The organism is Dokdonella sp. (assembly GCF_019634815.1).
GTDB lineage: Bacteria > Pseudomonadota > Gammaproteobacteria > Xanthomonadales > Rhodanobacteraceae > Dokdonella_A.
Genome location: NZ_JAHCAP010000011.1, coordinates 18,643 through 43,029, shown reverse-complemented (window position 1 = coordinate 43,029; position 24,387 = coordinate 18,643). Strand labels below are relative to the sequence as shown.

The 24,387-nt window shown below is 65.7% G+C and carries 22 protein-coding genes and 1 tRNA gene; 15 read left to right on the top strand and 8 right to left on the bottom strand.

The window, feature by feature from the left end; translation table 11 throughout:
• Positions 1–100 precede the first annotated feature (100 nt).
• The 3 genes from KF759_RS07430 to KF759_RS07420 form a co-directional block, all read right to left on the bottom strand.
• Positions 101–2,584: a transcriptional regulator gene (locus KF759_RS07430; RefSeq protein WP_291224114.1), complete on the bottom strand. Its 2,484-nt coding sequence runs from the start codon at positions 2,582–2,584 to the stop codon at positions 101–103.
• A 166-nt stretch (positions 2,585–2,750) separates the two neighbouring features.
• Positions 2,751–4,004 carry a 5-demethoxyubiquinol-8 5-hydroxylase UbiM gene (ubiM, locus tag KF759_RS07425; RefSeq protein ID WP_291224112.1) on the bottom strand — a complete coding sequence of 418 codons (1,254 nt, stop codon included), beginning with the start codon at positions 4,002–4,004 and terminating at the stop codon, positions 2,751–2,753.
• 92 nt (positions 4,005–4,096) lie between these two features.
• Entirely contained in the window at positions 4,097–5,017 is a 921-nt protein-coding gene (locus tag KF759_RS07420; protein ID WP_291224110.1) for a uracil-DNA glycosylase family protein, read from the bottom strand.
• Here KF759_RS07420 and KF759_RS07415 point away from each other — a divergent pair.
• Positions 4,992–5,681 carry an SDR family oxidoreductase gene (locus KF759_RS07415; protein ID WP_291224108.1) on the top strand — a complete coding sequence of 230 codons (690 nt, stop codon included), beginning with the start codon at positions 4,992–4,994 and terminating at the stop codon, positions 5,679–5,681. The genes KF759_RS07420 and KF759_RS07415 overlap by 26 nt on opposite strands.
• A 36-nt stretch (positions 5,682–5,717) precedes the next feature.
• Here KF759_RS07415 and KF759_RS07410 read toward each other — a convergent pair whose 3' ends face one another.
• Positions 5,718–6,884 (bottom strand): aminotransferase class I/II-fold pyridoxal phosphate-dependent enzyme, encoded by a 1,167-nt coding sequence (locus KF759_RS07410; RefSeq protein WP_291224106.1) that lies wholly within the window; start codon positions 6,882–6,884, stop codon positions 5,718–5,720.
• Positions 6,885–6,978: 94 nt separating this feature from the next.
• On the opposite strand from KF759_RS07410, the gene KF759_RS07405 reads away from it, so the two are divergent.
• On the top strand, positions 6,979–7,443 hold the full coding sequence (locus tag KF759_RS07405) for an Lrp/AsnC family transcriptional regulator (protein ID WP_291224104.1): 465 nt from the start codon (positions 6,979–6,981) through the stop codon (positions 7,441–7,443).
• A 5-nt stretch (positions 7,444–7,448) separates the two neighbouring features.
• On the top strand, positions 7,449–8,405 hold the full coding sequence (locus KF759_RS07400) for an SOS response-associated peptidase family protein (RefSeq protein ID WP_291224101.1): 957 nt from the start codon (positions 7,449–7,451) through the stop codon (positions 8,403–8,405).
• A 783-nt stretch (positions 8,406–9,188) separates the two neighbouring features.
• Here KF759_RS07400 and KF759_RS07395 read toward each other — a convergent pair.
• On the bottom strand, positions 9,189–9,830 hold the full coding sequence (locus KF759_RS07395; RefSeq protein WP_291224099.1) for a HEPN domain-containing protein: 642 nt from the start codon (positions 9,828–9,830) through the stop codon (positions 9,189–9,191).
• A gap of 98 nt (positions 9,831–9,928) precedes the next feature.
• On the opposite strand from KF759_RS07395, the gene KF759_RS07390 reads away from it, so the two are divergent.
• Together KF759_RS07390 and KF759_RS07385 are read left to right on the top strand one after the other, a co-directional pair.
• Positions 9,929–11,098: a peptidoglycan DD-metalloendopeptidase family protein gene (locus tag KF759_RS07390; protein ID WP_291224097.1), complete on the top strand. Its 1,170-nt coding sequence runs from the start codon at positions 9,929–9,931 to the stop codon at positions 11,096–11,098.
• A gap of 262 nt (positions 11,099–11,360) precedes the next feature.
• Complete coding sequence (locus KF759_RS07385) at positions 11,361–13,352, top strand: DUF2075 domain-containing protein (RefSeq protein WP_291224096.1); 1,992 nt, start codon at positions 11,361–11,363, stop codon at positions 13,350–13,352.
• A gap of 63 nt (positions 13,353–13,415) precedes the next feature.
• On the opposite strand, the gene KF759_RS07380 is transcribed toward KF759_RS07385, so the two are convergent.
• Positions 13,416–13,492, bottom strand: a tRNA-Met gene (locus tag KF759_RS07380).
• A gap of 256 nt (positions 13,493–13,748) precedes the next feature.
• On the opposite strand from KF759_RS07380, the gene KF759_RS07375 reads away from it, so the two are divergent.
• From KF759_RS07375 to bfr, 3 genes are all read left to right on the top strand, one after another.
• Positions 13,749–14,279 carry an RNA pyrophosphohydrolase gene (locus KF759_RS07375; RefSeq protein WP_291224094.1) on the top strand — a complete coding sequence of 177 codons (531 nt, stop codon included), beginning with the start codon at positions 13,749–13,751 and terminating at the stop codon, positions 14,277–14,279.
• Between the two features lie 79 nt (positions 14,280–14,358).
• Positions 14,359–14,568, top strand: a complete 210-nt coding sequence (locus KF759_RS07370) for a (2Fe-2S)-binding protein (protein ID WP_291224092.1) — start codon at positions 14,359–14,361, stop codon at positions 14,566–14,568.
• Between the two features lie 162 nt (positions 14,569–14,730).
• On the top strand, positions 14,731–15,201 hold the full coding sequence (gene bfr / locus KF759_RS07365; protein ID WP_291224090.1) for a bacterioferritin: 471 nt from the start codon (positions 14,731–14,733) through the stop codon (positions 15,199–15,201).
• Between the two features lie 8 nt (positions 15,202–15,209).
• On the opposite strand, the gene KF759_RS07360 is transcribed toward bfr, so the two are convergent.
• Positions 15,210–15,635, bottom strand: a complete 426-nt coding sequence (locus KF759_RS07360) for a CopD family protein (RefSeq protein WP_291224088.1) — start codon at positions 15,633–15,635, stop codon at positions 15,210–15,212.
• Positions 15,636–15,746: 111 nt separating this feature from the next.
• On the opposite strand from KF759_RS07360, the gene KF759_RS07355 reads away from it, so the two are divergent.
• From KF759_RS07355 to KF759_RS07325, 7 genes are all read left to right on the top strand, one after another.
• Positions 15,747–16,469 carry a DUF6776 family protein gene (locus tag KF759_RS07355; RefSeq protein ID WP_291224086.1) on the top strand — a complete coding sequence of 241 codons (723 nt, stop codon included), beginning with the start codon at positions 15,747–15,749 and terminating at the stop codon, positions 16,467–16,469.
• Positions 16,456–16,896 carry a polymer-forming cytoskeletal protein gene (locus KF759_RS07350; RefSeq protein ID WP_291224084.1) on the top strand — a complete coding sequence of 147 codons (441 nt, stop codon included), beginning with the start codon at positions 16,456–16,458 and terminating at the stop codon, positions 16,894–16,896. The genes KF759_RS07355 and KF759_RS07350 overlap by 14 nt, the downstream gene beginning before the upstream one ends.
• A 51-nt stretch (positions 16,897–16,947) precedes the next feature.
• Positions 16,948–17,319: an iron-sulfur cluster insertion protein ErpA gene (erpA, locus tag KF759_RS07345; RefSeq protein ID WP_291224082.1), complete on the top strand. Its 372-nt coding sequence runs from the start codon at positions 16,948–16,950 to the stop codon at positions 17,317–17,319.
• 11 nt (positions 17,320–17,330) lie between these two features.
• Positions 17,331–18,290, top strand: a complete 960-nt coding sequence (nudC, locus tag KF759_RS07340) for an NAD(+) diphosphatase (protein WP_291224080.1) — start codon at positions 17,331–17,333, stop codon at positions 18,288–18,290.
• A gap of 59 nt (positions 18,291–18,349) precedes the next feature.
• On the top strand, positions 18,350–19,231 hold the full coding sequence (gene ampE, locus KF759_RS07335) for a regulatory signaling modulator protein AmpE (protein ID WP_291224078.1): 882 nt from the start codon (positions 18,350–18,352) through the stop codon (positions 19,229–19,231).
• A 108-nt stretch (positions 19,232–19,339) separates the two neighbouring features.
• Positions 19,340–20,116 (top strand): ferredoxin--NADP reductase, encoded by a 777-nt coding sequence (locus KF759_RS07330; protein ID WP_291224076.1) that lies wholly within the window; start codon positions 19,340–19,342, stop codon positions 20,114–20,116.
• A 637-nt stretch (positions 20,117–20,753) separates the two neighbouring features.
• Positions 20,754–22,232 (top strand): alpha/beta hydrolase, encoded by a 1,479-nt coding sequence (locus tag KF759_RS07325; RefSeq protein WP_291224074.1) that lies wholly within the window; start codon positions 20,754–20,756, stop codon positions 22,230–22,232.
• 183 nt (positions 22,233–22,415) lie between these two features.
• Here the strand turns inward: KF759_RS07325 and KF759_RS07320 are convergent, their stop codons facing one another.
• Positions 22,416–24,290, bottom strand: a complete 1,875-nt coding sequence (locus tag KF759_RS07320; RefSeq protein WP_291224072.1) for an MFS transporter — start codon at positions 24,288–24,290, stop codon at positions 22,416–22,418.
• Positions 24,291–24,387: the final 97 nt, after the last annotated feature.

Here is a 24,387-nt window from a genome sequence, read left to right as displayed (position 1 = left end):
TGCACAGCGCGCCTTCCCGACATTCCTTCAGCTGCGGACTGCCGCGTCGGCATCGGGCGCGCTTCGCACACGGCGCCATCGGCTCGCGCAATCCGCCTGCTCAGTGCCGCGGTGAGGGATCGGCGTTGCGCGCAGCCTCGAGCGTGGGCAGCAAATCCACCGGCAGCGGGCGCTCTCCGGCGAGGGCGAGAACCCGGCGTGCTGCGACTTTCGCGCCGCTTGAATTACCTTCGGCCATGCGCACACGCAGCTGCAGCAGCGCAACCTCGTAACTCTGCTCGGGCAGATCGGGCGAGTTGACCAACAGCTGATTCAGCAGTTGCGAGGCGTCGCGGACGCGCTTTCGGGCCAGCAGGAACTCGGTGTAAGGCTCGACCACGACCATCATGTAGGTCACGTTCTGCGGTGTGGCGTTTGCCAGGGCGAACGCGGCGCGGTAGTCGGCCTCCGCGCCTTCGAGGTTGCCGTGGCGTGCATTCCAGTACGCATAGGCAACGCGACCGTCGATGTTGGTGGCGTTCTTGAGGATTTCGATCTGACGGGCGTCAAGCACCGGCATGGGCGTGGATTCACTCCACGGTTCGGCGCCGGCCTGGGCACGCACGACGATCGACAGCAGGTTTTGCATGTTGACGCTGCGAACGCTGTTCGTGGCAACGCCCTGCAGCATCGAAAAGCCAGCCGCCGCCGTGGCGGCGGAGCGCTCCCAGTGATGCTGGATCAGCTGCAGCCAGGCGCGTTGGCCTGCGATGTCGGCAAGTTCGTCGACGCCGCGATCGCGCAAGTCGTTCTCCTGGATATCGCGCTTTACGGCGCGCTCCTGCTCGTCGAGCAGGGTCTGCGCTTCGTTGAGGCGCCCCAGGTGCATCAACGCAAAGGTGCGAATGCGCAGATACGAAGACTGCTCGTAACTGCTGGTCTTGCCGGCCTTCTGCAGCAAATCGCGCAACCGGTCGGTCGTGCGCAGTACATCGGCCCAGCGCAACAGCAAAACCTGCTGGTAGGCCGTCCACTCGATATTGGAGCGCAAGCTGTCGATCGCGCCGTAGGCTTCGAGGACCTTGGCGCTCTGTGCAAGCTGCAGCGAAGCTTCGCCGAGTCGGCCGTCGCGTACCGCCAGCGCCCCCATCGTGCCGGTCACCTTGGCGGCCCTGAACTCATCGCCCTGTTCATCGAACATCTCTCGCGCGCGCACGAGATCGCGCATGGCGTCGGCCTTCTTGTCGGCGAAATAGGCGGCGATCCCGCGCAGCTGCATGGCGGTGGCGAGATCACGCGGCGAGTTGGCGCCTTGCAGCAGCGCGATCGCCTGATCGACCAGCCCGGGCCAATCGGCTTCACCGAGCTGGCGCATTGCAGTGGCCTTGCGCAGCAGCACGCGTGCATAGGCAACCGGTTGCGTCGACGCGTTCAAACGCTGCAACCAGAGTTCCGCCTTTTCCCTGGCGGCGCTGTTTTGCCCCCGCTCCAGTTCCAGATCGACCTCGAGCAGTCCGGCTTCCGGTCGATGGCGATCCGCGTCGGACAGGCGCGAGAGTTGCAGCAGCGCGCCTTCGTAATCGCGCGCGCGGATCGCCTGGCTGATCAGTTCGAACGTCTCGTCGATGGATCCATCCAGGCCCGGCCCCGAGTGACGCAGACGCTGATTGAGGCGCTGCACTGCGAGACGGCCGGCGGCAAGCAGATCCCCTGCGCTGGCATCCACGCGTATCTTGCCGCTGTCCTTTCCGTAGGCTGCCAGGGCAACCACCCAGGTCTGCTTGACCTGATAGGCGCGCGGAGCCACCACCAGCGCCGCATCGAGTTCGCGTGCAAGCTCCGCGAGATCGACATCGGCGGCGACATCGCCGACGCGCGTGAGCGCCTTCTCGATCGGAATCACGGCCGCGCCCTGCCGATTCAAACCCTCGGCGATCAGGGCCATCAGACCGATTCTGGCCCAGCTTTCCGCGGCATCGGGCAGTGCGCCGGGCAGCACCCAGGTTTGGGAGGGTATCGATGCAGCGCTCGGTGCGGTCGGCGCTGCCTGCTGATCGGCGCGCGTCGACCACCAAACCGCCACCGCGGCGCACGCAAGCAGCACGCTGGTCAGCAGCCACGGTCGCAGACGATTCGCCTTGGCTGTAGCGGTTGCCGCAGTCGGTCGGCGAGCCTGCGCCGGCAGGTCGGCCGGATTCGCCAGCGGCGCGGCCGTGGCCTTGGCCGGCGCGGTTTGAATTGCGTCGACTGGGTCGGAATCCAGTGGCGTGGGCGACGCAACGATATCCGCGGCTGCGACGGTGTCGACATTGCCGACCCAGTGATAACCGAATCCCGGCACGGTGCGGATGAGGCGTTGGCCCTCGCCATCATCCCCGAGCAGCCGCCGCGCGGCAGCGATCGCGTGCGCCAACTGGTTGTCGGAAACATTGCTGCGCTTCCATACCGCATCGATCAGTTCGTCGCGCGCAATTGCGCGCTCGCGATGTTCGATCAGATAGGCAAGACAGTCGAAGACCTTGCGCGGTACCTCCAGTTCAAGCTGGTCATGACGCAGCAGGCGCGCGGTCGGGTGAAGCTCGAAGCATTCGAATCGGTAATGCATGTGCTGTTGGAAGCTGCGAGAACCGAGGCAGGCACCTTTGTAACCCAAACCCGATGAAAAGTCCGAAAGGAGTCCGCGCATGAACCATGTTCGCGCCGGATCATTGAAGGGTCGCGTGCAGCCGGCAACGCTCGCCCGCTCAAGGCATCACGCGCGGAAGCTGCTTTCAGGCGCTGGCTTGGCTGCGCGGGATTCGCGGGCGCAGTATCTCGAAGGTGCGGCCGAGCTGGTGCACGAGCGAAGGCGGGCGTGGTGACTCGTCGAGCAGACCCGCGACCAAGGCGCGACGCAACATCGGCAACGCACGCACGGCGCCGATCGCCAGCTTGCGCAGAGGTTGCGCGAATGCGCGCTCGTCGGTGAACAGGCCGGCGACCGCCTGGGTGCCAGCGAACATCACGGCGCTGCCGGCGCGGTGCTGTCGCTGGTAGCGGGCGAGCCATTGCGGATGACCGGGATCGCGGTAGCGCTGCAGGCCCTCACCCGCGGCGCGGGCGAGCAGTTCCACGCTGGCGACGCCGAGATTGAAACCATGCGCGGTCACCGGATGCATGCCGACTGCGGCATCACCGGCCAGCGCGAAACGCGGCGCAACGAATCGCCGCGCCCAGGTCGCCACCAGCGGATAGGCGTGGCGCGTGCTGGCCAGCTCCATCTCGCCCAGCCGACCCTCGTAATGCGCGGCGATCGCCTTGGCGAACTCGGCATCGGACAGTGCCATCAAGGCCTGCGCGACATGGCCGGGCACGGTGAGCACGGTCGAGGACAGGTGCTCGCCCAGCGGCAGCAGTGCGCGCGTGTGACCCTGGCCGAACCATTCCCAGGCAGTGCCGTCGTTGGCGACGGCGTGGCGCATGCGCGCAAGCACCATGGTCTTGCCGAAGTCGTGCATGTGCACGGGGATGCCCATGCTGCGTCGGGTTTGCGAGAAGCGGCTGTCGGCGGCAATCAGCAGGGCGGCATTGAGCAAGCGGCGATCGGCGAAGAGAATGCGCGCCTGCGTCACATCGGTGCTCACCGACTCGACCGCAACACCGCAGTGCACGCGGATGCGCGGCTGCCCGCAGACTGCCTGCCATGCCGCGCTGCGGATGTGATGGTTGGCGACGAGCACGCCGATGCGGTCATGACCGAACGCGCCGGCATCGACCTCGAAGCCGGGATTGGCGCCATCCATCACGCGCGCCTGCCGGATCGGTGCAATGCCATCGGCAGGCAGTCGCTCCCACACGCCGAGTTCCCGCAACACGCGCATCGTTGCGTTGGTGAGCGCGATCTCGCGGCCATCGTAGGCCGGCGCCGTCAGCGCTTCTGCTTCCTGGCGTTCGACGATGTCCACTTCGATGCCGCGTGCGGCCAGCGCCAGCGACAGGCACAGACCGGCCGGGCCGGCGCCGATGATCACGACGTTTTCATTCATCACATGCACTCCAGGGGCAACGGCGCGGCGTTGCAAAGCGTGTCGGCAAGACTTCAGTGTGCGCCGCGTCGATGCCGGCGTCTTGATCCAGATCAACGCCGCGCGCGCGGCAGCCACTGTGCAAGTGCATGCTCGGCGAGTTGTGGCCATTCGCGGTTGGCCGCGGGACTCGCAGGACTGGGGTGCGGCAGATAGGCGATCGGCAAACCATCGCCGACGAGTCGTTGCGCGCGCTGCTGGGCATAGCGGCCGACGCCGACGATCGCGCTCGGCTGCAGAGCGCTGATCGCGCGTTCAAGCGCGTGGTCGCAGATCGCATCGAGCGCACGCGTCTCCGCCGCGGACAAGTGCGCGGGAATCAGGTTGCGGTCGTGCTTGAGGAACAGCAACGGACAATAGTTCCAGACGAAGAAGCGTTCGAAAAAGGCCGCGGGCTCACCCACACGCTCGCGCGCCCAGCCCCACAGCCGTCGTCCGCTGCCCTCGTCGCGGTGGCAGGCCATGCCGAGAATCGGATACTTCGGATGTTGTGCGGGCAAGGTAGGCGACAGGCGCGTGACGATGCCGAACCAGTCTCGCACCATCGCGATGCTGCCGAACGGCACGCCGGTCTGCGTCATGCCCCACGGGCCGGGGTTCATGCCGAGCAGAAGCACGCGACCGCGGGTGTGGCCGTAACGCTGCAGATACTGGCGATGACCGTGCCAGGCGTAGTCGAGTGGGTTGTAGACATGGCTGGGCGTGCGCCAGTGCAGTGCGCCGACCGCGCGGGAAAAATCGCGCGCGATGGGCACCAGTGGCGAGACGGGATGTGTTGCTGCCGTCATGTCGAAGGTCCGCTCTCGGACTGCGCTGTGCGTCGCGTCGTGTGCGTGGCTGCGTCGTGAAACATCGCCCGCATGATAGCGTGGCAACTTGAGACCGATGCCCATGCGATCGAGCGGGTTCGGTATCGGCGTGTCATCGGCGAGTTGCGGAGCGTGTTCGATGCGTGTGCTGGTCAGTGGCGCCAATCGTGGTCTGGGGCTGGAATTCGTGCGCCAACTGCTCGCGCGCGGTGATGCGGTGATCGCGGCCTGTCGCGATCCGGCAGCTGCAACTGCGCTCGCCTCGCTCGCGGCGACACGCAGCGATCAGCTGCAGGTGCTCGCGCTCGACCAGGCCGATGCGGCTTCGATCGCGCAGTTCGCGCGCAGCCTCGTGCAGCGCGGCGAGCGCATCGATCTGCTGCTCAACAACGCCGGCATGTTGCCCGCGGGCGAGCGTTTCGGCGCGATCGATCCGGCGGTGCTTGCTGCAACGCTGGCCACCAATGCGAGCGGCCCGTTCCTGCTCACGCAGGCGCTGGCGCCGCTGCTTGCCGATGGAGCCAAAGTGGTGAACCTGTCGAGCGGGCTGGGTTCGATCGCAGGAGTGCAGGACATGCGCACACCCAGTTACGCGATCAGCAAGGCTGCGCTCAACATGGCCACGCGTCAGCTTGCCGCCGCGCTGCGTGAACGCGGCATCTGCGTGGTCGCGGTGTCGCCGGGTTGGGTGCGCACCGCGATGGGCGGCGCCGAGGCCACGCTCAGCGCCGAACAGTCGGTGCATGATCTGCTCGCGCTGATTGATCGACTCGGCGTGAGCGACAGCGGGCAGTTTCTCACCCGCCTGGGCGAGGCCATTGCGTGGTGAGTACGCGCCACGCCCGCTGCTTGCCGCAATGCCGAATCAGCGCGGCGGCAAGGCCTGCTGCAGATCGGCCCACAGATCTTCGACATCCTCGATGCCCACCGACAGCCGCACCAGGCCGGGCGTGATCGCGTAACGCTCGCGCGTGGCCTCGTCGAGCACGCGATGGGTGAGGCCGGCCGGATGCTGGATCAGGGTATCGACCGAACCCAGACTCACCGCGGGTGTTGCCACCTTGACCTTGCGCATGAGCTGCGCCGCGGCGGCGTGACCGCCCTCGAGATCGAAGCTGATCATCGTGCCCGGGCCCGTCATCTGCGTGCCGAGCAGATGCGCGTTGGCGACCGTGCCGAGTGCGGGGAAAAACGTCTTGGCCACGGCTGCATGCGTGGACAGGCGCTGCGCGAGCGTGATCGCGTTGGCCTGCGCGCGCTCCACGCGCAATGCGAGCGTCGGCAGGCTGCGATGCAGCAGGTATGCGGCCAGGGGGTGCAGCAGGCCGCCGGTGACCGCGCGCACCTGCCGCAGCGCCGTGCCCCATTCGTGATCGCAGGCGATCACGCCCGCGATCACGTCGCCATGGCCGCCGAGGAACTTGGTCGCGCTGTGCATGACCAGTCGCGCGCCCTGCCGCAGCGGTTGCTGCAACACCGGCGTGGCGAAGGTCGAGTCGACCAGCACCGGGACCTTGCCCGCGGTCTTGACCACGGCGGCGATGTCGACCAGATCGAGCGTCGGGTTGGACGGCGTCTCGATGAACACCAGCGCGGTGTCGCTGCGCACTTCATCGGCGATCGCGGCCGCTTCGATCCAACGCACCGGCACGCCCATGAGACCCGAGTCGAGCAGGTGGTCGTTGGTACCGTAGAGTGGACGTACCGCGAGCACATGCGAGCCACGCCCGCGCGCGGCGAGCAGGCAGGCCGCGGTTGCTGCCATGCCCGAGGCGAATGCGACCGCATCGCTGCTGCCTTCCAGTTGCGCGAGGGCGCGCTCGAAGCGCGCCACGGTCGGATTGAACAGCCGCGCGTAGATCGGGTTGTCCGCCTGCGCGGCGCCGGCCACGAGTGCATCGAAACTCGCGGTGCCGGCGTCGAGGTCGCGGATCGGATAGGTGGTGGACAAGTCCAGCGGCGGCGCGTGCACCCCCAGTTCGGCGAAGTCCTCGCGGCCGGCGTGCACGGCCTGCGTCTGCGAAAATTTCATGGCGTCGACCTGTTCGGAGATGTGGCACAAGTCTAGAATGCATGACGTCGCGCCGGCGCATCGGCCGAACTCTATTTCGCAGTGGATGCTTTCCGTGCAACTGGACCGAATCGACTTCGAGATCCTGCGGCAGCTGCGCAAGAATGCTCGATTGCCCAACAAGACACTGGCGCAGCGACTGGGCGTGGCGCCCTCGACCGCGCTCGAGCGCGTGCGTCGCCTGCACGAGATCGGCGCGATCCACGGCCACCATGCCGAAATCAGTCCGGCTGCGGTGGGCATCGGCTTGCAGGCATTGGTCAGCGTGCGCCTTGCGCGTCATTCGCGCGAAGAGGTTGCAGGGTTTCATGCGCATCTGGGCAGCCTGCGTGAAGTGCTCGCGTTCTATCACGTCGCCGGCGCCGATGACTTCCTCGTCCACGTCGCGGTGCGTGACAGCGACCACCTGCGCGACTTCGTGCTCGATGCCTTCACCACGCGCCCGGAAGTCGCGCGCATCGAAACCAACCTGATCTTCAGTTTCCGGCGCAACCCGGAAGTGCCGGTCTACAGCGAATAGTTGCGATGTGCTACTCCGCGCAAATCCAGGCCGACTTCCGCAAGTACCAGCGCGAGCAGAGCGCCGTGCTCGATATCGCCGCGTTCGCGCGCCTGTACTGGCAGCGCGATCAGGGCGCACGGCTGCGCATTCCCAAGGCTGTGGACGCGGCGTTCATGCAGCCGCGCAACGACGGAGAACGCCGCATCAAGGCGCTCATCGACGCCTTCGATGCGCGCGAGACGCAGCGGCTCGAGCAGGATCTGTTCAAGCAGAAGAAGCGCCTTGCCGATGCGCAGCGTGCGCTCGCACTCAAGCACACCAAGGCCGCGGCCGAGAACGAGCGCATTGCCGGCGACAAGATCGAATGGACCTTGCGCAAACTGGCCGATCTGCGTCGCAGCGATCTGCTTGAGCGCGACGCGCGGATTTTTCCGGGCTGGTACGCGCCGGTGCTGGTCGGCGAGGGTGGCAAACGTGTGCTGCGACCGATGCGCTACCAGTGTCGCCCCGCCGGCAAGCCAGCCAGTTACGACACGCGCTATCCGGGCACCTACAACGCGCGGCGTGACAATCTCGAAGGATTCTGGCGTGGTCAGTTCGGGCACAGCCATGCGCTGATGATCGTGCATGCGTTCTACGAAAACGTGGCGCGCCATGCCGCCGAGCATCGCGCACTCGAGCCCGGCGAGCAGGAACAAAACTTCGTGCTCGAGTTCCGCCCGCGGCCTGCGCACGACATGCTCGTCGCCTGCCTGTGGTCGCACTGGCAACACGGCGATGAGGCCCTGGATTCATTCGCCGCGATCACCGATACGCCGCCCGCCGAGGTCGCTGCGGCGGGCCATGACCGCTGCATCGTGCCGATCAAGCCCGACCATATCGATGCCTGGCTGCACCCCGATGCGACGAATCTTGCGGCCTTGCAGTTGATCCTCGATGACCGCGACCGCCCGTACTACGAACATCGCTTGGCGGCATGAGAGGCCGGAGCGGCGGCGACCGCGGTCGGGCCTTCCGGCCCTCCTACCAAAGCCGCTGCAATCCCAACCTGGCCACGCGCGGTTGTAGGAGCGGCGGCAGCCGCGACCCGGCCGCACCCGATCACACGCAGCGCGGATCCGGCCTACGCGCTGGTGTAGGAGCGGCGGCAGCCGCGACCCGGCCGCGCACGATCACACGCATTGCGAACATGCAGCGTCGCGGTCGGGCCTTCCGGCCCTCCTACCCGGCATGGCGCAGCGCGGACCCGGCCAACGCGCAGTTGTAGGAGCGGCGGAAGCCGCGACCCGACCGCACACGATCACACGCATTGCGAACATGCAGCGTCGCCGTGGGGTCTTCCGGCCTCCTGCATGTGATGCCCAGGTCGGGCCTTCCGGCCCTCCTACCCGGCACTACCCGGCATGACGTAGAGTCGAACCGCGCAACGCGCTGGTGTAGGAGCGGCGGCAGCCGCGACCCGCCCGCACACGATCACACGCATTGCGAACACGCATCGCCGCGGTCGGGCCTTCCGGCCCTCCTACCCGGCACGACGTAGAGCGGAACCGGATCACGCGCGGTTGTAGGAGCGGCGGCAGCCGCGACCCGGCCGCGCACGATCACACGCATTGCGAACATGCAGCGTCGCGGTCGGGCCTTCCGGCCCTCCTACCAAAGCCGCTGCATTCCCAACGGGAACACGCGCCAGGCTTCGGGCGCATGCGCGGCCGCGTGCAGCCTCCCGCCGGGAGCAGGTGGCCCGCAGGGCCGGGTGAGGGCCGCTACACGACCGGGTAGAGCACCTCGCCCAGATCCTCGTCCGGATGCTCGAGCATGATCGCGAGCACCAGCGGCACGAGGCTGTGCAGGATCGCCACGCCGTCGCGCAGTTGCGCGCGGTTGACGGTACTGTTCCAGGTGGCGCCGCCGTGCACGAGCTGGTTGCGCAGCACGTAGAGCCGGTCGAACACGATCGACAGCACCGCCGCGGTGTCCTTGTTCACGATCGCCGCAAGCGCCGCTTTGCGGCTGTTGTTGAAGCCGGTTTCCCAGCGATTGCTCGCGTCGTGCTCGCGCAGCGCGGTCCAGAACGGCTCGAACACGAACTTGTTTTCGATCAGGGTGCGAATCGGCCCGCTGAACTGGCGAAACAGCGCATCGTGGAGGCGTGCTTGCGCATCGAGCGCAATCAGGCGCGCATGGAACTGGCGCAGGCGTTCGCGCTCGCTCTCCTCGCGGCTGAACTCGCGCGCGTAGGCGGCATTGAGCGCGATCCACTGGAAGATGAAACGGGCGTCGTCATCCTCGCCCTCGCGCTCGGAACGCGCAAGCCAGCTGATCGCGCGGTGCAGGCGTACGCGCCAGGTTTCGGGCGCTTGACCGATTGCGTGCAGGATGTCCTTGAGCTGGGCTGCGGCATTCATGCGGCAAGTGTGACATGTGTCGGGCGCGCAGACGGATTCGCGCTTCCCGCGCAGGTATATGCTCTCGACCGGGTTCGCGTGAAACAGGGGGAAGGCCAATGAGCGTGTTGCCGATGTTGATCCTGGGTTCGCTCGCTTGGGCGCAGGTGCCCGCCGGTGGTGGTCCCGCGCCGGTGTTGCCGGGTGATGAAATCAGCGCGCAGCAGCGCGCGCGCATCGATGCAATGCTCGAGCGCAACGTGATCGAGCTCGAGCGCAAGGGCGTGCTCGCTCCGGCCGTGCCGGCGATGCTGTTGCAGGGCGGCCTGCAGTGGCCGCTGCGTGCTGCACCGCCGATCGCGGGCGATCCCGGCTTTCACGGCATCTCCAATTTCGTCGATCTCGATTCCGCCTATCCGGATCAGTTGCTCGATTGGAATTGCGGCACGCGCACCTACGATCTCGACGATGGCTACAACCACGCCGGCATCGATTTCTTCCTGTGGCCCTTCTCGTGGCTGCTCATGGACCAGCAGGCGGTCGACATCATCGCGGCCGCGCCCGGCACGATCATCGGCAAGACCGACGGCAATGACGACCGCAGTTGTCCCGATCACTACTCGGCTGACTGGAATGCCGTCTATGTGCGCCACGCCGACGGCAGCGTGGCCTGGTACGGACACATGAAGAAGTCCTCGCTCACGAGCAAGGCCATCGGCGCGAGCGTCGCGGTCGGTGAATACCTCGGCAAGGTCGGCAGTGCCGGCTTCTCCAGTGGCCCACACCTGCATTTCGAGAATCACTCGGCAGTGAGCAATTACACGATCCTCGAGCCCTACCACGGCAGTTGCAATGCCCCGGCTTCGCTGTGGGCGCAGCAGCGGCCGTACTACGACTCGGCCATCAACAAGCTCGCCACGCACTCGGCGGCGCCGGTGTTCCCGGAGCCGAACTGCCCGAACCCCGTCGCCGAAACGCCGAACTACGCGGACCGCTTCAATCCCGGCAATACGGTGTATTTCGCGGCCTACTACCGCGACCAACTCGGCCCGCAGGTCACCAGTTTCAGCATCCTGCGGCCCGACGGCAGTGCATTTTCGAACTGGAATTTCAAGATGTCCGATTCAACCAGCGACCCGTTCTACGCGGCTTCGTACTGGTACTGGTATTGGAGCCTGCCGGGCAACGCGCCCTCCGGCTTGTGGCGCTTCAAGGCAACCTACGAAGGCGTGACCCGCACGCACAACTTCTTCGTCGGCGACGTGATCTTTGCCGACAACTTCGAATGAACGGTTTCCGACGCGCCTGGGATGGGCGCGTGGGGGCCTGCAACGAAACCTTGGGGCATGCCGATCGGCAGTGTCGATGGGCACGCATTGTCGGTGTTTTTCCGCACAAGGCAGGACATCGGTGGTCGCCGCGCGCAGCGGCACGGATCGTCGTGCATCCATCTTCGCTTGGCTTGGGTGTGGGCTAGCTGCGTGGTGCTGTCGGTGATGGATCGCCGTCGCGCTCCTGTTCTATCCTGGTCCGCGACCACCGGGGAGTTTGATGGATCGTTGGGGGTATGCCGCCACGATTGACGTGTTTTTGTCCGAGCCTGCCGAGCAGGTGTTCGGCAAGATCACGACACAGTCGACCTTCGCTGATTTGCTCAGTCAGAAGACCGCATGGCTGGCGGAAATCGAAGTGTTGCGCAGCGCGCTGCGCGCGTCGGCCATGCCGTCGGGCAAGATCTTCTTCGAGTACACGATTCCGCGCTTGGGCGGGCGGGCCGATGTCATTCTCGTGCTTGGCCCGGTCTTGTTCGTGATCGAGTTCAAGGTTGGCGCGGATCGCTTCGATCGCGCCGCGATGGACCAGGTCTGGGATTACGCGCTTGATCTCAAGAACTTCCACGAGACCAGCCACGAGCTCACGATCGTTCCCGTGCTGGTGGCCACGCAGGTCTCCGCTGCGCCAGCGATTCTCGAACTGCGGATCGACAGGGATCGCTTGGTGCGGCCGGTATGCATGGGCTCCGATGCGCTGGTGAACTTGTTCCAGCAAGCACTGGCCTTCTTCACCGGCACTCCGATCGATGCGCAAGACTGGCAGACGGGGCGCTATCGACCGACGCCGACCATCGTCGAAGCCGCGCGCGCACTCTATGCCGGCCATGACGTGGGTGACATCTCGCGCAGCGATGCGGGTGCGGAAAACCTGGCCGTCACCTCCCAGCGCGTCGCGCAGATCATCGCGCAGGCGCGATCAGAGCAGCACAAGGCGATCTGCTTCGTCACCGGCGTGCCGGGCGCCGGCAAGACCCTGGTGGGCCTGGACATCGCCAATCGGCATACCGATGCCGGCAGCGATCTCTACAGCGTCTATCTCTCGGGTAATGGGCCCTTGGTCAAGGTGCTGCATGAGGCGTTGGCGCAAGACCACGTCCATCGTGCCGGAGAGCGTGGGCAAACGATCCGGATCGGCGAAGCGCGCAGCAAGGTCAAGCAGTTCATCCAGAATGTGCACCACTTCCGCGATGACTGCCTGACTGATACAGGCCCGCCGATCGAGCATGTGGCCTTGTTCGATGAAGCGCAGCGTGCGTGGAACCTGGCCCAGACTGCCCACTTCATGGCACGCAAGAAGAATCTCCCCGGCTTTGCGCAGTCGGAGCCCGAGTTCCTCATGTCCTGCCTCGACCGCCACGCGGACTGGGCCGTGGTCGTGTGTCTGGTTGGCAGCGGCCAGGAAATCAACACCGGTGAGGCCGGCATCGGCGAGTGGCTTGCGGCGCTCGAGCGCAGTTTCCCCACGTGGCGCGTTCATCTTTCGCCGCGCCTGCGCGAAGTGGAGTTTCACGCCGACGCGGCGCTGGATGCGCTCGCGCGTGATCGGCGCGCCCGTTGGGAGCCGTGCCTGCATCTGGCGACGTCGGTGCGCTCCTTCCGCAGCGAGCGTGTGTCCGAATTCGTCAACTTGCTGCTGGCTCGTGACGAAGAAGCCGCGCGCGCAAGCCTGATCGAAGTCCTGCGTGGATTTCCGATCCGTTTGACAAGGCATCTGCCGATAGCGCGCCAATGGCTGCGTGAGCAGGCGCGCGGCAGCGAGCGCTACGGCATGGTTGTTTCATCGCGCGCACAAAGGCTCAAGCCTTTGGCGATCGATGTACGCGTGGCCGTCGACCCGGTGCACTGGTTCCTCAAGGGTAAGGATGACGTGCGCTCCGCGTACTACCTCGAGGATGTCGCCACCGAGTTTCAGGTGCAGGGTCTGGAACTGGACTGGTCGTGCGTGGTGTGGGATGGCGACCTGCGGTTTCGACCGACAGGCTGGGAACATCACAGTTTCGAGGGCAACCGCTGGAAACGCGTGCGCGATCCGATGAGGCAGCGCTATCTGCTCAATGCCTATCGTGTGTTGCTCACGCGTGCACGCCAGGGCATGGTGATCGTCGTGCCCGAAGGCGCGCCGGACGATCCCACTCGCGACTGCGCCTACTACGATCCGACCTTCGAGTGGTTGTCGGGCCTGGAGATACCCGTGCTTCCGGCGCGGTGAGTGAGGCGTGACGATGCCGCAGCACCGTCGGCCGATTCTTCGAGAGTCGATGAATTCTTTGGATGGTGGCTATGGGTGGACTCGAACCACCGACCCCAGCATTATGAGTGCTGTGCTCTAACCGGCTGAGCTACATAGCCAGAACGCGGATTGTAACGGCTTTGGCGCCGCACTTGTGTTGCCTTCGCCGTGGCTGTTCGCAAAGCCGCCGGGTATCGCGAGACGACGCTGGGGCGACGGCAGGCGCGGTTCGGCTCGGCCGCGCGGGCAGGCGCAAAGGGCGTGCGATTCTAGTCGGCGCGGCGGCGCTGTCAAGCGCGAAGGCGGGCCGCGGCTTGCCGCTCGCGCAAGGCGTATGGAAGAATCGGGCCAATACTGCTTGATCCACCCACGCAGATGATCGACCCCGATGGCTACCGACCCAACGTCGGCATCATTCTTCTGAACGCTCAGGGCCACGTGTTCTGGGCGCGTCGCGTCGGGCGCGACGGTTGGCAGTTCCCGCAGGGCGGAATGAACAGCGACGAGACGCCGATCGAGGCGATGTATCGCGAGCTGGAGGAGGAAACCGGCTTGCTGGCGCACCACGTCGAAGTGCTCGGCGCCACGCCGGGCTGGTTGCGTTATCGCTTGCCCGAGCGCCTGGTTCGGCGCCACAACCGACCGGTGTGCATCGGCCAGAAGCAAGTCTGGTTCCTGCTGCGTCTGATCGGTGACGAATCGTCGGTACGGCTCGACGCCAACGAAAAGCCCGAGTTCGATCTGTGGCGCTGGGTCGAGTTCTGGTATCCGGCCGCGCATGTGGTCAACTTCAAGCGCCGGGTCTACGAGCAGGCCCTGCGACATCTGGTGCCGTTGGCCGAAGTGAGCTGTTCCCTGACGCTGCGCCAGCCGGTGTGGCCGGACAAGGCCGTCGAGAACGGTTGAGCGTCGCGTCAGCGTTGATTGCTATTGACAATCATTCTTGTTTGCGTTGGAATGGCGCCGCTTCATCGAGGACGCCGCCATGTACGTGTGCATCTGCAATGCCGTGACCGATCGGGACATTCGCGCCGCCGCGCATGCCGGTGCGAGCTCGTTCGCGGATTTGCAGGCGCGTACCGGCTGTTCGGACTGCTGCGGCAACTGCGAGAGCCTTGCCCGCGAATTGTTCGATGAGGCCAGCGGCAAGCACATGCGACCCCTGGGGCTGCCGAGCATCGCGCACGCAGCCTGAGGCTGCGCGACGATTCCACCGACACTTTTCACCCCCGCGCAGCGATGCGTGGTGGCTCGTCGCGTGCCGGCGCGATGCCGCGCGCGAGGGTCATGGCGCTATAGTGCGACGACTCAGTCACTCACGGGCGCGATTGTCGCCTGCCCCATCCGGAGAAATTGCATGAAGGGCGACCCGAAAATCATCGCGCACCTCAACAAGGCGCTGTTCAACGAGCTCACCGCGATCAACCAGTATTTCCTGCATTCGCGCATGTACCGCAACTGGGGCTATGGCGAGCTCGCCGAGCACGAGTACAAGGAATCGATCGACGAGATGAAGCATGCCGACATGCTCATCGAGCGCATCCTCTTCCTCGAAGGCCTGCCCAACCTGCAGGCGCTGGGCAAGCTGCTGATTGGCGAAACGCCATGCGAAGCCATTGCCTGCGACCTGCGTCTGGAAATGCTGGCCGTGCCCGACCTCAAGGCTGCGATCGCCGATTGCGAAAAGCTTGGCGACTACGTCAGCCGCGAGCTGTTCGAGAAGATCCTCGAGTCGGAAGAAGAACACATCGACTGGCTCGAAACCCAGCTGGGGTTGATTGAGAAGCTCGGCGAGAACCTCTACCTGCAGAGCAAACTCTCCAGCTGAGCGCTTGCTCAGGGCCTGAGCACCACCAACAGCACGATCGCGATCAGCAGCAGTGCCGGCACTTCATTGAACACGCGCAGCCAGCGGCTGCTGCGCGTGCTTTCGTCGCGGGCGAACTGGCCGACCATGCGTGCCAGCATCACGTGATAGCCGATCAGCACCGCCACCAGTGCGAGCTTGGCGTGCAGCCAGCCTTGCTGCAGATAGGCGAGGTTGTGCCACGAGAACGCGACCAGCGTGGCAAGGCCAAAGCCGAGTGCAAGCGCGCCGCCGATGTGGGTGATGCCGAGCAGGCGTCGCTCCATCACCTTGAGTCGCTCGCGGATGGCGCTTTCCGTGGCTTCGACGTGATAAACGAACAGGCGCGGCAAGTAGAACAGGCCGGCGAACCAGGTCACGACGAAGATGATGTGGAATGCCTTGAGCCAGAGCATGGGTGTGCCGCCGATGAAAACCCCGATTCTATCCGCTGCTGCGCCGCGCGTTGACCGCTGCGGCAGGCGCGACATATAAGCGAGGGCTTGCCCCGACGAAGCAGATGTTTCATGGCACGAATTCCCGAGTTTGTGGTGCACACGCGCGACCCTTCGCGCGAGCTGCGGCAGCGCGTGCTGCTGGTACTGGCGTGGCTGGCTTCGCTGGCCCTGGTCGGCGTGCTGGTGGCGGTGTTGGCGGCACGGGGCGTGGTCAACCAGGGCGTGAGCGCCGAACTCAAGACGGCGCGGGCGCAGAACAACGAGCTTGAAGCGCGCATCGCCATGCTCACGCGCTCCGAGCAGGTCGCCAAGACCGCCCTTGTCGAATTGCAGGATTCGATGCGCGAGCGGGACGCCCAGGTTGATGGTTTGCGTGCAGACCTCGCCTTCTACGGACGCCTGCTTGGCGGCAAGCGCGAGGGACTGGCGGTGTATGCGCTGCGCATGACGCCGGTGGCCGACTCCAGGGCCTGGAACTTCATCGCCACGCTCACCCAGAACTTCAAGCGCGGTGACGACACCAAGGGCCAGCTCACGCTGGCGATCGAGGGCGTCAGCGAGGGCAAGGTGCTCACGCTTGAATGGAAGGCGCTCGTCGCCGAGGGCAACGATGCCGGAATCGGCTATTCGTTCAAATATTTCGAGCAGGTGCGCGGTACCATTGTGCTTCCAGACGGGTTCACGCCGAGTCGCGTGGTGGTGCGTGCCGAAGGCGACGGCGCGCGCACCGAGCAATCCTTCGCGTGGGCTGATGCCGTCAAGGGTCAGGAGAGCGAGCATGTTTCGCAGTGACAAGCGTGAACGCGTGATGACGACGATCAGCACCTTGATCGCCGCAGGCACGAAAATCCAGGGCGATGTCGGCTTCGAGGGTGGTTTGCACCTGGAAGGCCGCATCGAGGGCACGGTGACGGCGCAGACGCCGGGCGCGGTGCTCACGCAGAGCGAGAAGGGCAGTGTCAAGGGTCGGGTGCGCGTGTTCAATGCCGTGATCAATGGCGGCATCGAAGGCGACCTGCACGTGAGTGAGCGGCTTGAGCTCGGCGCGACCGCGCGCATCGTCGGCAATGTCTACTACAAAGTCCTGGAAATGGCGGCCGGTGCACAGATCAACGGCGCGATGATCCACGATGCCGAGTCGCCGCGGCAGTTGACCGGACCTGCCGAGACCGACGCGGGTGATGAGACACTTGCCGCATCGGCACGCGCTTCGGCTTGAAAATCGCCGCGCTCGGGCCGACATCGCCCTGATGCCCCACGGACTGCAACCATGAATGCGACTACAGCCGTTCCCACCTACCAGGACGCCGAGCAGCCGCCGCTCGTCTTCACCGGCGCGGCTGTCGACAAGGTACGCGAGCTGATTGCCGAGGAAGGCAATCCCGCGCTCAAGCTGCGTGTCTACATCAGCGGTGGTGGCTGCTCGGGCTTCCAGTACGGTTTCAGCTTCGACGAGGAGCGTGCCGAGGACGATTTCGCGCTCGACCGCGATGGCGTCACGCTGCTGGTCGACCCGTTGAGCCTGCAATACCTCGCCGGGGCCGAAGTCGACTACACCGAATCGCTGAGCGGCGCCCAGTTCGTGATCCGCAACCCGAATGCGAAGACGACCTGCGGTTGCGGTTCGTCGTTCACGGTCTGACCTCGATCCGCTTGCGCGCAACCACCAACATCTTCGCCGGCCTCGACTTGGATCGCCATGCCGAGGACCGCGATGATGTCGCATGGGCGCAGGCCCAGGTGGAGGACCGGCGCAGTCGCTATCTGCTCTTGTCTGAAGATCCGCGCGCGGGACATCGCGCGCTGGTCACGGCCGCTGGTGATCGGCTGCGCCTGCTCGGCAGCGTCGAGCAGCGCGCGTTGTTGCCGCAGGCACAGGCCACCTATCTGGGTGAGGACGGCGATGGGCCCCTGTTCTCGATTCGTGTCGACGCGCACGCGGGCGCGTGCGTGGCGAGCGAACTGGCGGCGCGCGATCTGGATCTGCGCAGCGCCGGCGTGGCCCTGCCTGCATTCGACAGCAGCCTGTTTGCCTACGCACGTGCGCTCGCTCATTGGCAGGTGCGCACGGTTCATTGCGGTGTCTGCGGCGCCGTGCTCGACTTGCTCGCGCTGGGTCATCGAGCCCGCTGCAGCAACCCGGCCTGCGCCACCGAACACTTTCCGCGCGTCGATCCCGCGATCATCGTGATCGTCGGTTGGCGCGACAGTTGCCTGCTCGGTCGGCAGTCGAGCTGGCATCCGACGCGCTGGTCGACGCTCGCGGGTTTCGTCGAACCCGGCGAATCGATCGAAGACGCCGTGCGCCGCGAGGTGCAAGAGGAATCGGGCGTGGTGGTCGGCGAGTGCCGCTATCACTCCTCGCAGCCGTGGCCGTTTCCCTCGGCGCTGATGCTCGGTTTCGAGGCGAGCGCGATCGATCCTGCAATTCGCGTCGGGCGCGAGCTGGCTGATGCACGCTGGTTCAGCGCCGGCGAACTGGTCGACGGCATCGTCGCCGGCGACCTGAGCGTGTCGCCACCTCTGTCGGTCTCGCACGCCTTGATCGCACACTGGTTGCATGGTCATGGTGTCGATCTTGCTGCAATCACGCCGCCAGCCGCGCAAGCCTGAGGCAAGGCCTGCCTTGGGCTAGAATGTCGGGGTTTGCAGGCGCCTAGCCGGAATCCCCGATGGCTCAAACCTTGCTCGCGATCGTCCTTGTCCTGCTTGCCGGTCATGCCGTGCCGGAGCTGGCGCGCTGGCGTGATTTTTCCTGGCTGCAAGGCTGGAATGCGCAGTGGCTGGGCGACACCAGGACCTCGCGTTATCGCCCCTTGCTGCTGCCCCTGGTTCTCGTGCTGCTGTGCCTGGTGCTGCAAGCCCTGCTCAGCCAGGTGCTGTTCGGTCTTCCAGCCTTCGCATTCGCGACCATCGTGTTGTTCTTCGCCTGGGGGCCGGGCGACCTCGAAGCCGACATCCAGGCCGTGCTCAAGGCACCCGACAGCGATCGCCGTCATGCCGCGCTGCAGGCGCTGCGGCCAGACACCAACAGCGAACCCTTGCCACTGGAACCGGTGGCCGTGGTCGAAGCGGTATTCGCCTCGGCCCTGTCGCGCTGGTTTGGCGTGTTGTTCTGGTTCGTGCTGCTCGGACCGGGCGGCGCCCTGGGCTATCGCGCGGTGCAATTGTTGGCGCGGCGCAGCGCATTCCGCGAAAGCTTCGATGCCGACCAGCTTGAAGCGCTCGAACGAACCGCGCGCATCCTCGACTGGGTGCCGGCGCATCTGCTCGCGTTCACGCTGGCCCTGGTTTCCGACTTCGACGCGGTGATGGGCACCTGGCGGCAATATCATGCCGCGCACGGGCGCGGCTATTTCACGCTCGATCTGGGTTTTCTCGGCGCGCTTGCACGCGCCGGCGTCGACGCCGATGTCGAGGCCGGCGATGGCTATGCGCAGGATGTCGGCGATCCGTTGGTCGAGCTCGCCGATGCCCGCACCGTGCTGCGCCGCGTGCTGGTCGTTTGGCTGGTGTTGATCGCACTTCCGGCCCTGCTTCTGGTGGGGCGCTGAGCATGCCGATGCCGGTTCCCTGATCCGATGAGTCCTTTCATCCCGCCCGCGCTTGTCGCCGCGCCTGCGCGCCGTGCCGCAAGTTGCCATTCCTGAGTTTTCCGATCGATGGCTGCATTTACCAGCGAGCGCGTGCTCGCAGTCCACCACTGGAACGAAGGCCTGTTCAGTTTCCGCACCACGCGCAGCGACAGCCTGCGATTCGACAGCGGCCATTTCGTGATGCTCGGTTTGCTGGTCGACGGACGACCGCTGATGCGCGCCTACAGCATTGCCAGTCCGCACTGGGAAGAACATCTCGAGTTCCTCAGCATCAAGGTCGCCGAGGGCCCGCTGACCTCGCGCTTGCGCCATCTGCGCGTGGGCGACGAACTCATCGTCAGTCGCAAGCCCACCGGTACGCTGACCCTGCACGACCTCAAGCCGGGTCGCCACCTGTACCTGCTGTGCACCGGTACCGGCCTCGCGCCCTTCCTCAGCCTGGTGCAGGACCCGGAAACCTACGAGCGTTTCGATCGCATCGTGCTTGCGCATGGCGTGCGCCATGTCGCTGACCTTGCCTATCGCGAGTACCTCACGCAGACCTTGCCGCAGCACGAATTTCTCGGGGCGATGGTGCGCGAGAAACTCGTCTACTACCCGGCAGTGACGCGTGAGCCCTTCGTCCATCAGGGTCGGCTCACGGCCTTGTTCGACTCGGGTGCGCTGCCGCGCGATTGCGGCTTGCCAGAACCCGATCCGCAGCATGATCGCTTCATGCTCTGCGGTGGCCCGGCGATGCTCGCCGACCTGCGCAGCCTGCTCGATGCGCGCGGTTTCGGTGTGTCGCCACGCATCGGCGTGCCCGGCGACTACGTGATCGAACGCGCCTTCGTCGAGAAGTGATGGCCGCCCGGCTGGTATTTGCGCCGCGTGGTCGAGCATGGCGCGTTGGCCGGCACGCCTTCGATGCGATCGTGCGTTGCGGCGCTTTCGTGAGAGGCGTCCGGATTTGGCGCGTTCGCCCTTGACCAGATGCCGTGGAGCGGCGACCGTATCGCCGCTATTGCATGGTCAGGCATCCGGTCAACGGGAAAAGGAATGATCCGATGAATGCGAAAGTCATGTCTGCGCGATCCATCATGGTGTGGTGCGCGTTGGCGACCGCATTGTGCGTGCTCAACATGGGCGCGATGAGGGTTCTGGCCGTGCGTGCCTGTGGTGATCGCGGACTCGCTTCGCTGTCGAGCGTCGCGTTCGGTATGCACACACGCGTGGTCTGCAATGCTCCGTCACCGCCATCCGGGTCGGTTGGTGGGAACGCGCGCGCAAGCCTGTCGACAGGTTCCTCCCAGATCACCCGGTGACGACTGAGCGATCCGGGTGTCCCGGGTTCAATGGGCGTGCTTGGCTTGCGGCAAGGCCGGGGCCGACTCCGTCGGCGATCCTCGGCCGAACCGAAGACCGCGCCAGGTGGGCTCGAAGGCCCGAGTCGCCTGTGCGCAGGAGAATCCGCACCGCGCGGCTGCGGTAGCATCGCGTGATGATCCTGCCCGTGTTCAAGCGTTGGCTTCGCCGCGCCCTGCTGTTGGCTGCGCTCGCCCTGCTCGCGGCGCTCGGCGTGCTGCTCGTGCATGCCTTCAAGGCGCGCGCGATGCCGGACTTGCAGCCCTGGCACCGCATCGCGCTCACGCAGGAATTCCACGCACGCTCGGCGCCCGCGGAGTTCACCTGGGCCGACTATCTGGCCGGTGAGCAGAAGCTGTTCGATGAACTGCATGCCCAGCTTGCCGCCGCCGCGGTACCCGGCCTCCTGCGCTACGAAACCGGGTCGCGGATTGGTCCGCAGCAGGGTGAGCGCGACTGGAATCGCAGTTACGAGTCGACCCCCGCAGCGCCGCGTGGCGGTGTCTTGCTGCTGCATGGCCTGACCGATTCGCCCTACAGCCTGCGCGCGCTCACGACGCTCTACGAGCAGGCCGGCTTTGCGGTGATCGTGCCGCGCCTGCCGGGGCACGGCACGGTGCCGGCCGGGCTGGTCGATGTGCGTTGGCAAGACTGGGCAGCGGTGGTGCGCATGGCGATGCGCGAACTGCGCACGCGCGTCGGCGTGGATCGACCGATCCATGTTGTCGGCTATTCCAACGGTGGAGCGCTGGCGCTCGAATACGCGCTCGATCGCATCAATGGCGACGATGCGCAGCTGCCACGTCCGCAGCGCATCGTGCTGCTGTCGCCGATGATCGGTCTGCGGCCGTATGCATCGATGTCGCGCTGGTTGCCGCTGTTCAGTCGTTTGCCGTACTTCGAGAAGTCACGCTGGATCGACATCCTGCCCGAGTTCAATCCCTTCAAGTACAACTCGTTTCCGACCAACGGCGCATTGCAGTCGTACCTGCTCACGGTCGCGGTACAGGCACGCCTCACCACCGCACGCGCGCTTGGCCGCATCGGGCAGTTGCCGCCCATCCTCGCCTTCCAGTCGGTGCTCGACAGCACGGTGAGCAGTGCCGGCGTCGTGCATGGCCTGTTTGATCGCCTGCCCGCGAATGGCAGCGAGCTGGTGCTGTTCGACATCAATCGCGCAAGCCTGCTGGCACCGATGTTCCGCTCCGCCGCGGCGGGCGAACTCGAGGTACTGCACGGCACCACGCCACGAGCCTATCGCCTCGACATCATCGGCAACCTTCGCGCCGATACGCTCGAAGTCAGCGAGCGCTCGATTGCGCCCGGCGCGCAGGACGTGGTCGAGCAGCCGCTTGGCCTTGCGTTTCCGGCCGACGTCTATTCACTCTCGCACGTGGCCTTGCCATTTGCCTGTGACGATCCGCTGTACGGGCTGTGGCCGCGGCAGGACGAAGACTACGGAATCCGGCTGGGCACGCTGTCGCTGCGCGGTGAGCGGGGTGCCCTGGTGGTGAGCGCCGAGCAGCTCAACCGGCTCACCTGCAATCCGTTTTTCGGCTGGCTCAAGGCGCGGATCGAGACGACCCTGCCGACGCCCGCGCCCGTTTCAGGCTGAGCCTGGGCTAGCGCCGCAACCGATTTCGCGCCCGATTGCCCACTGCGTGGAAGCCCGGGCGCAATGGAACGCACCCGTGCGCCAGGATTGCCGCGCGGCGCAGGGTCATCTGCATGCGCGGCCGATGCCCGGGCGCGAGCTGATCGATCGGCCCGCGCATCGCGCCTGAATTCGTGCGGTTGGTCAGGCCAGATCGCCGCGCAATTCACGCACACACGCTTCGAGCGCCGCGGCGCTGGCCTCGGTGGGGGCAAGCTCCGCGCCGGCGACGAACTCGATGCGGGCGCGGAAGCGGCGCGGCAAGCGCGAGCGACCGAGCGCGCTGTCGCGGCGGCTGAACACCGAACCCCACAGGCCGCGCAGTGCGCAGGGCACGACCGGCACCGGACGCCGCGCGAGGATGCGCTCGACGCCGCTGCGGAACGGCGCGATCTCGCCATCGCTGGTGAGGCCGCCCTCGGGAAAGATGCACACGATGTGGCCTTCGGCGAGTGCCTGATCGACCTCGGCAAACGCGTGCTCCAGCAGTGCGGGATCTTCCTTGTGGCCGGCGATCGGAATCGCCTTGGCGGTGCGGAAGATGAAGCTGAGCACGGGGATGTTGAAGATCTTGTAGTACATGACGAAGCGGATCGGCCGGCGCACCGAGCCAGCCACGATCAGTGCGTCCATGAAACTCACGTGATTGCACACCAGCAGCGCGGCGCCGCGTTCGGGAATGTTGTCCAGTCCGCGCGTGTCGATCCGATAGAGCGTGTTGATGAGGATCCACGACAGGAACCGCATCAGGAATTCGGGGACGAGCGTGTAGATGTAGATCGCCACCAGCGCGTTGAGCAGCGCGACGGCAAGGAAAATCTGCGCAATCGACAGGCCCAGCGCCGCCATGCCCATGCCGAACGCGGCGGCGCCGACGATGAACAGCGCGTTGAGGATGTTGTTGCCGGCGATCACGCGCGACAGTTCGCTGCGGTCGGCGCGGCTCTGCACCAGTGCGAACAGCGGCACGATGAAGAAGCCTGCGAACAGTCCGACCAGCACGAAGTCGGCGACGATGCGCCAGCTGCCCGGCGTGGCGAGGAAGGCGAGCGCGGACAGTTCATGCAGACTGGTCGGCTGCGAGCGTGCGAAATACAGATCGAGGCCGAACACGGTCAGGCCGATCGATCCCAGCGGCACCAGACCGATCTCGACCTTGTGTCCCGACAGGCGCTCGCATAGCAACGAACCAGCACCGACACCGACCGAGAACAGTGCCAGCACGAGGATCTGCACGGCCTCGGTGCCGCCGAGGAAGTGCGTGGTGTAGTTGGGCAGCTGCATCGTGAACACGCCGCCGAAGAACCAGAACCACGAGATCCCCAGCACCGAGTTGAACACCACGCGGTCCTTGACCACGAAGCCGAGCACGCGCCAGGTTTCGGTGAACGGATTCCAGTTGAAAACGAGATCGGGCGCGGTTGCCGGCGCCGGCGGAATCGCGCGGCTGGTGAGCCAGCCGACGATCGCGGTGGCGATCACCAGGGCGCTCGCCCACAGCGGGCCGTAACTCATCGCCACGCCACCCGCGACCATGCCGATAAGCACCGCGAGCGAGGTGCCCATCTCGACCAAGCCGTTGCCGCCGACCAGTTCGTGGTTCTTGAGCGCCTGCGGCAGGATCGCGTACTTGATCGGCCCGAACAGGGTCGAGTGCAGGCCCATGAGGAACAGTGCGGCAAGCAGCACGGGGATGCTCTTGAGCCAGAAGCCGCAGGCGGCCAGGATCATCACTGCGATCTCGAACAGCTTGACCCAGCGAATGATGCGCGCCTTCTCGTATTTCTCGGCGAGTTGGCCAGCGCTGGCCGAGAACAGAAAGAACGGCAGGATGAACAGCGCCGGCGCGATGTTGGAGTAGAAACCCACCGCATGTTCATCCAGGCCCATGTGGTAACCGACCAGCACCACCAGCGCATTGCGGAAGGCGTTGTCGTTGAACGCGCCCAGTGATTGGGTGGCGAAGAACGGTGCGAAGCGGCGCGTGCCAAGCAGGCTGAACTGGCTGGTCTCGGACATGCGGTCCCCTGGGTGATCTGGCATCGATGGAATCTAGCAGGCCCTGACGCCCCAATGCAGGCCTTGGCGTTCATCGGGCCGCGTTAGACTAGGCGAC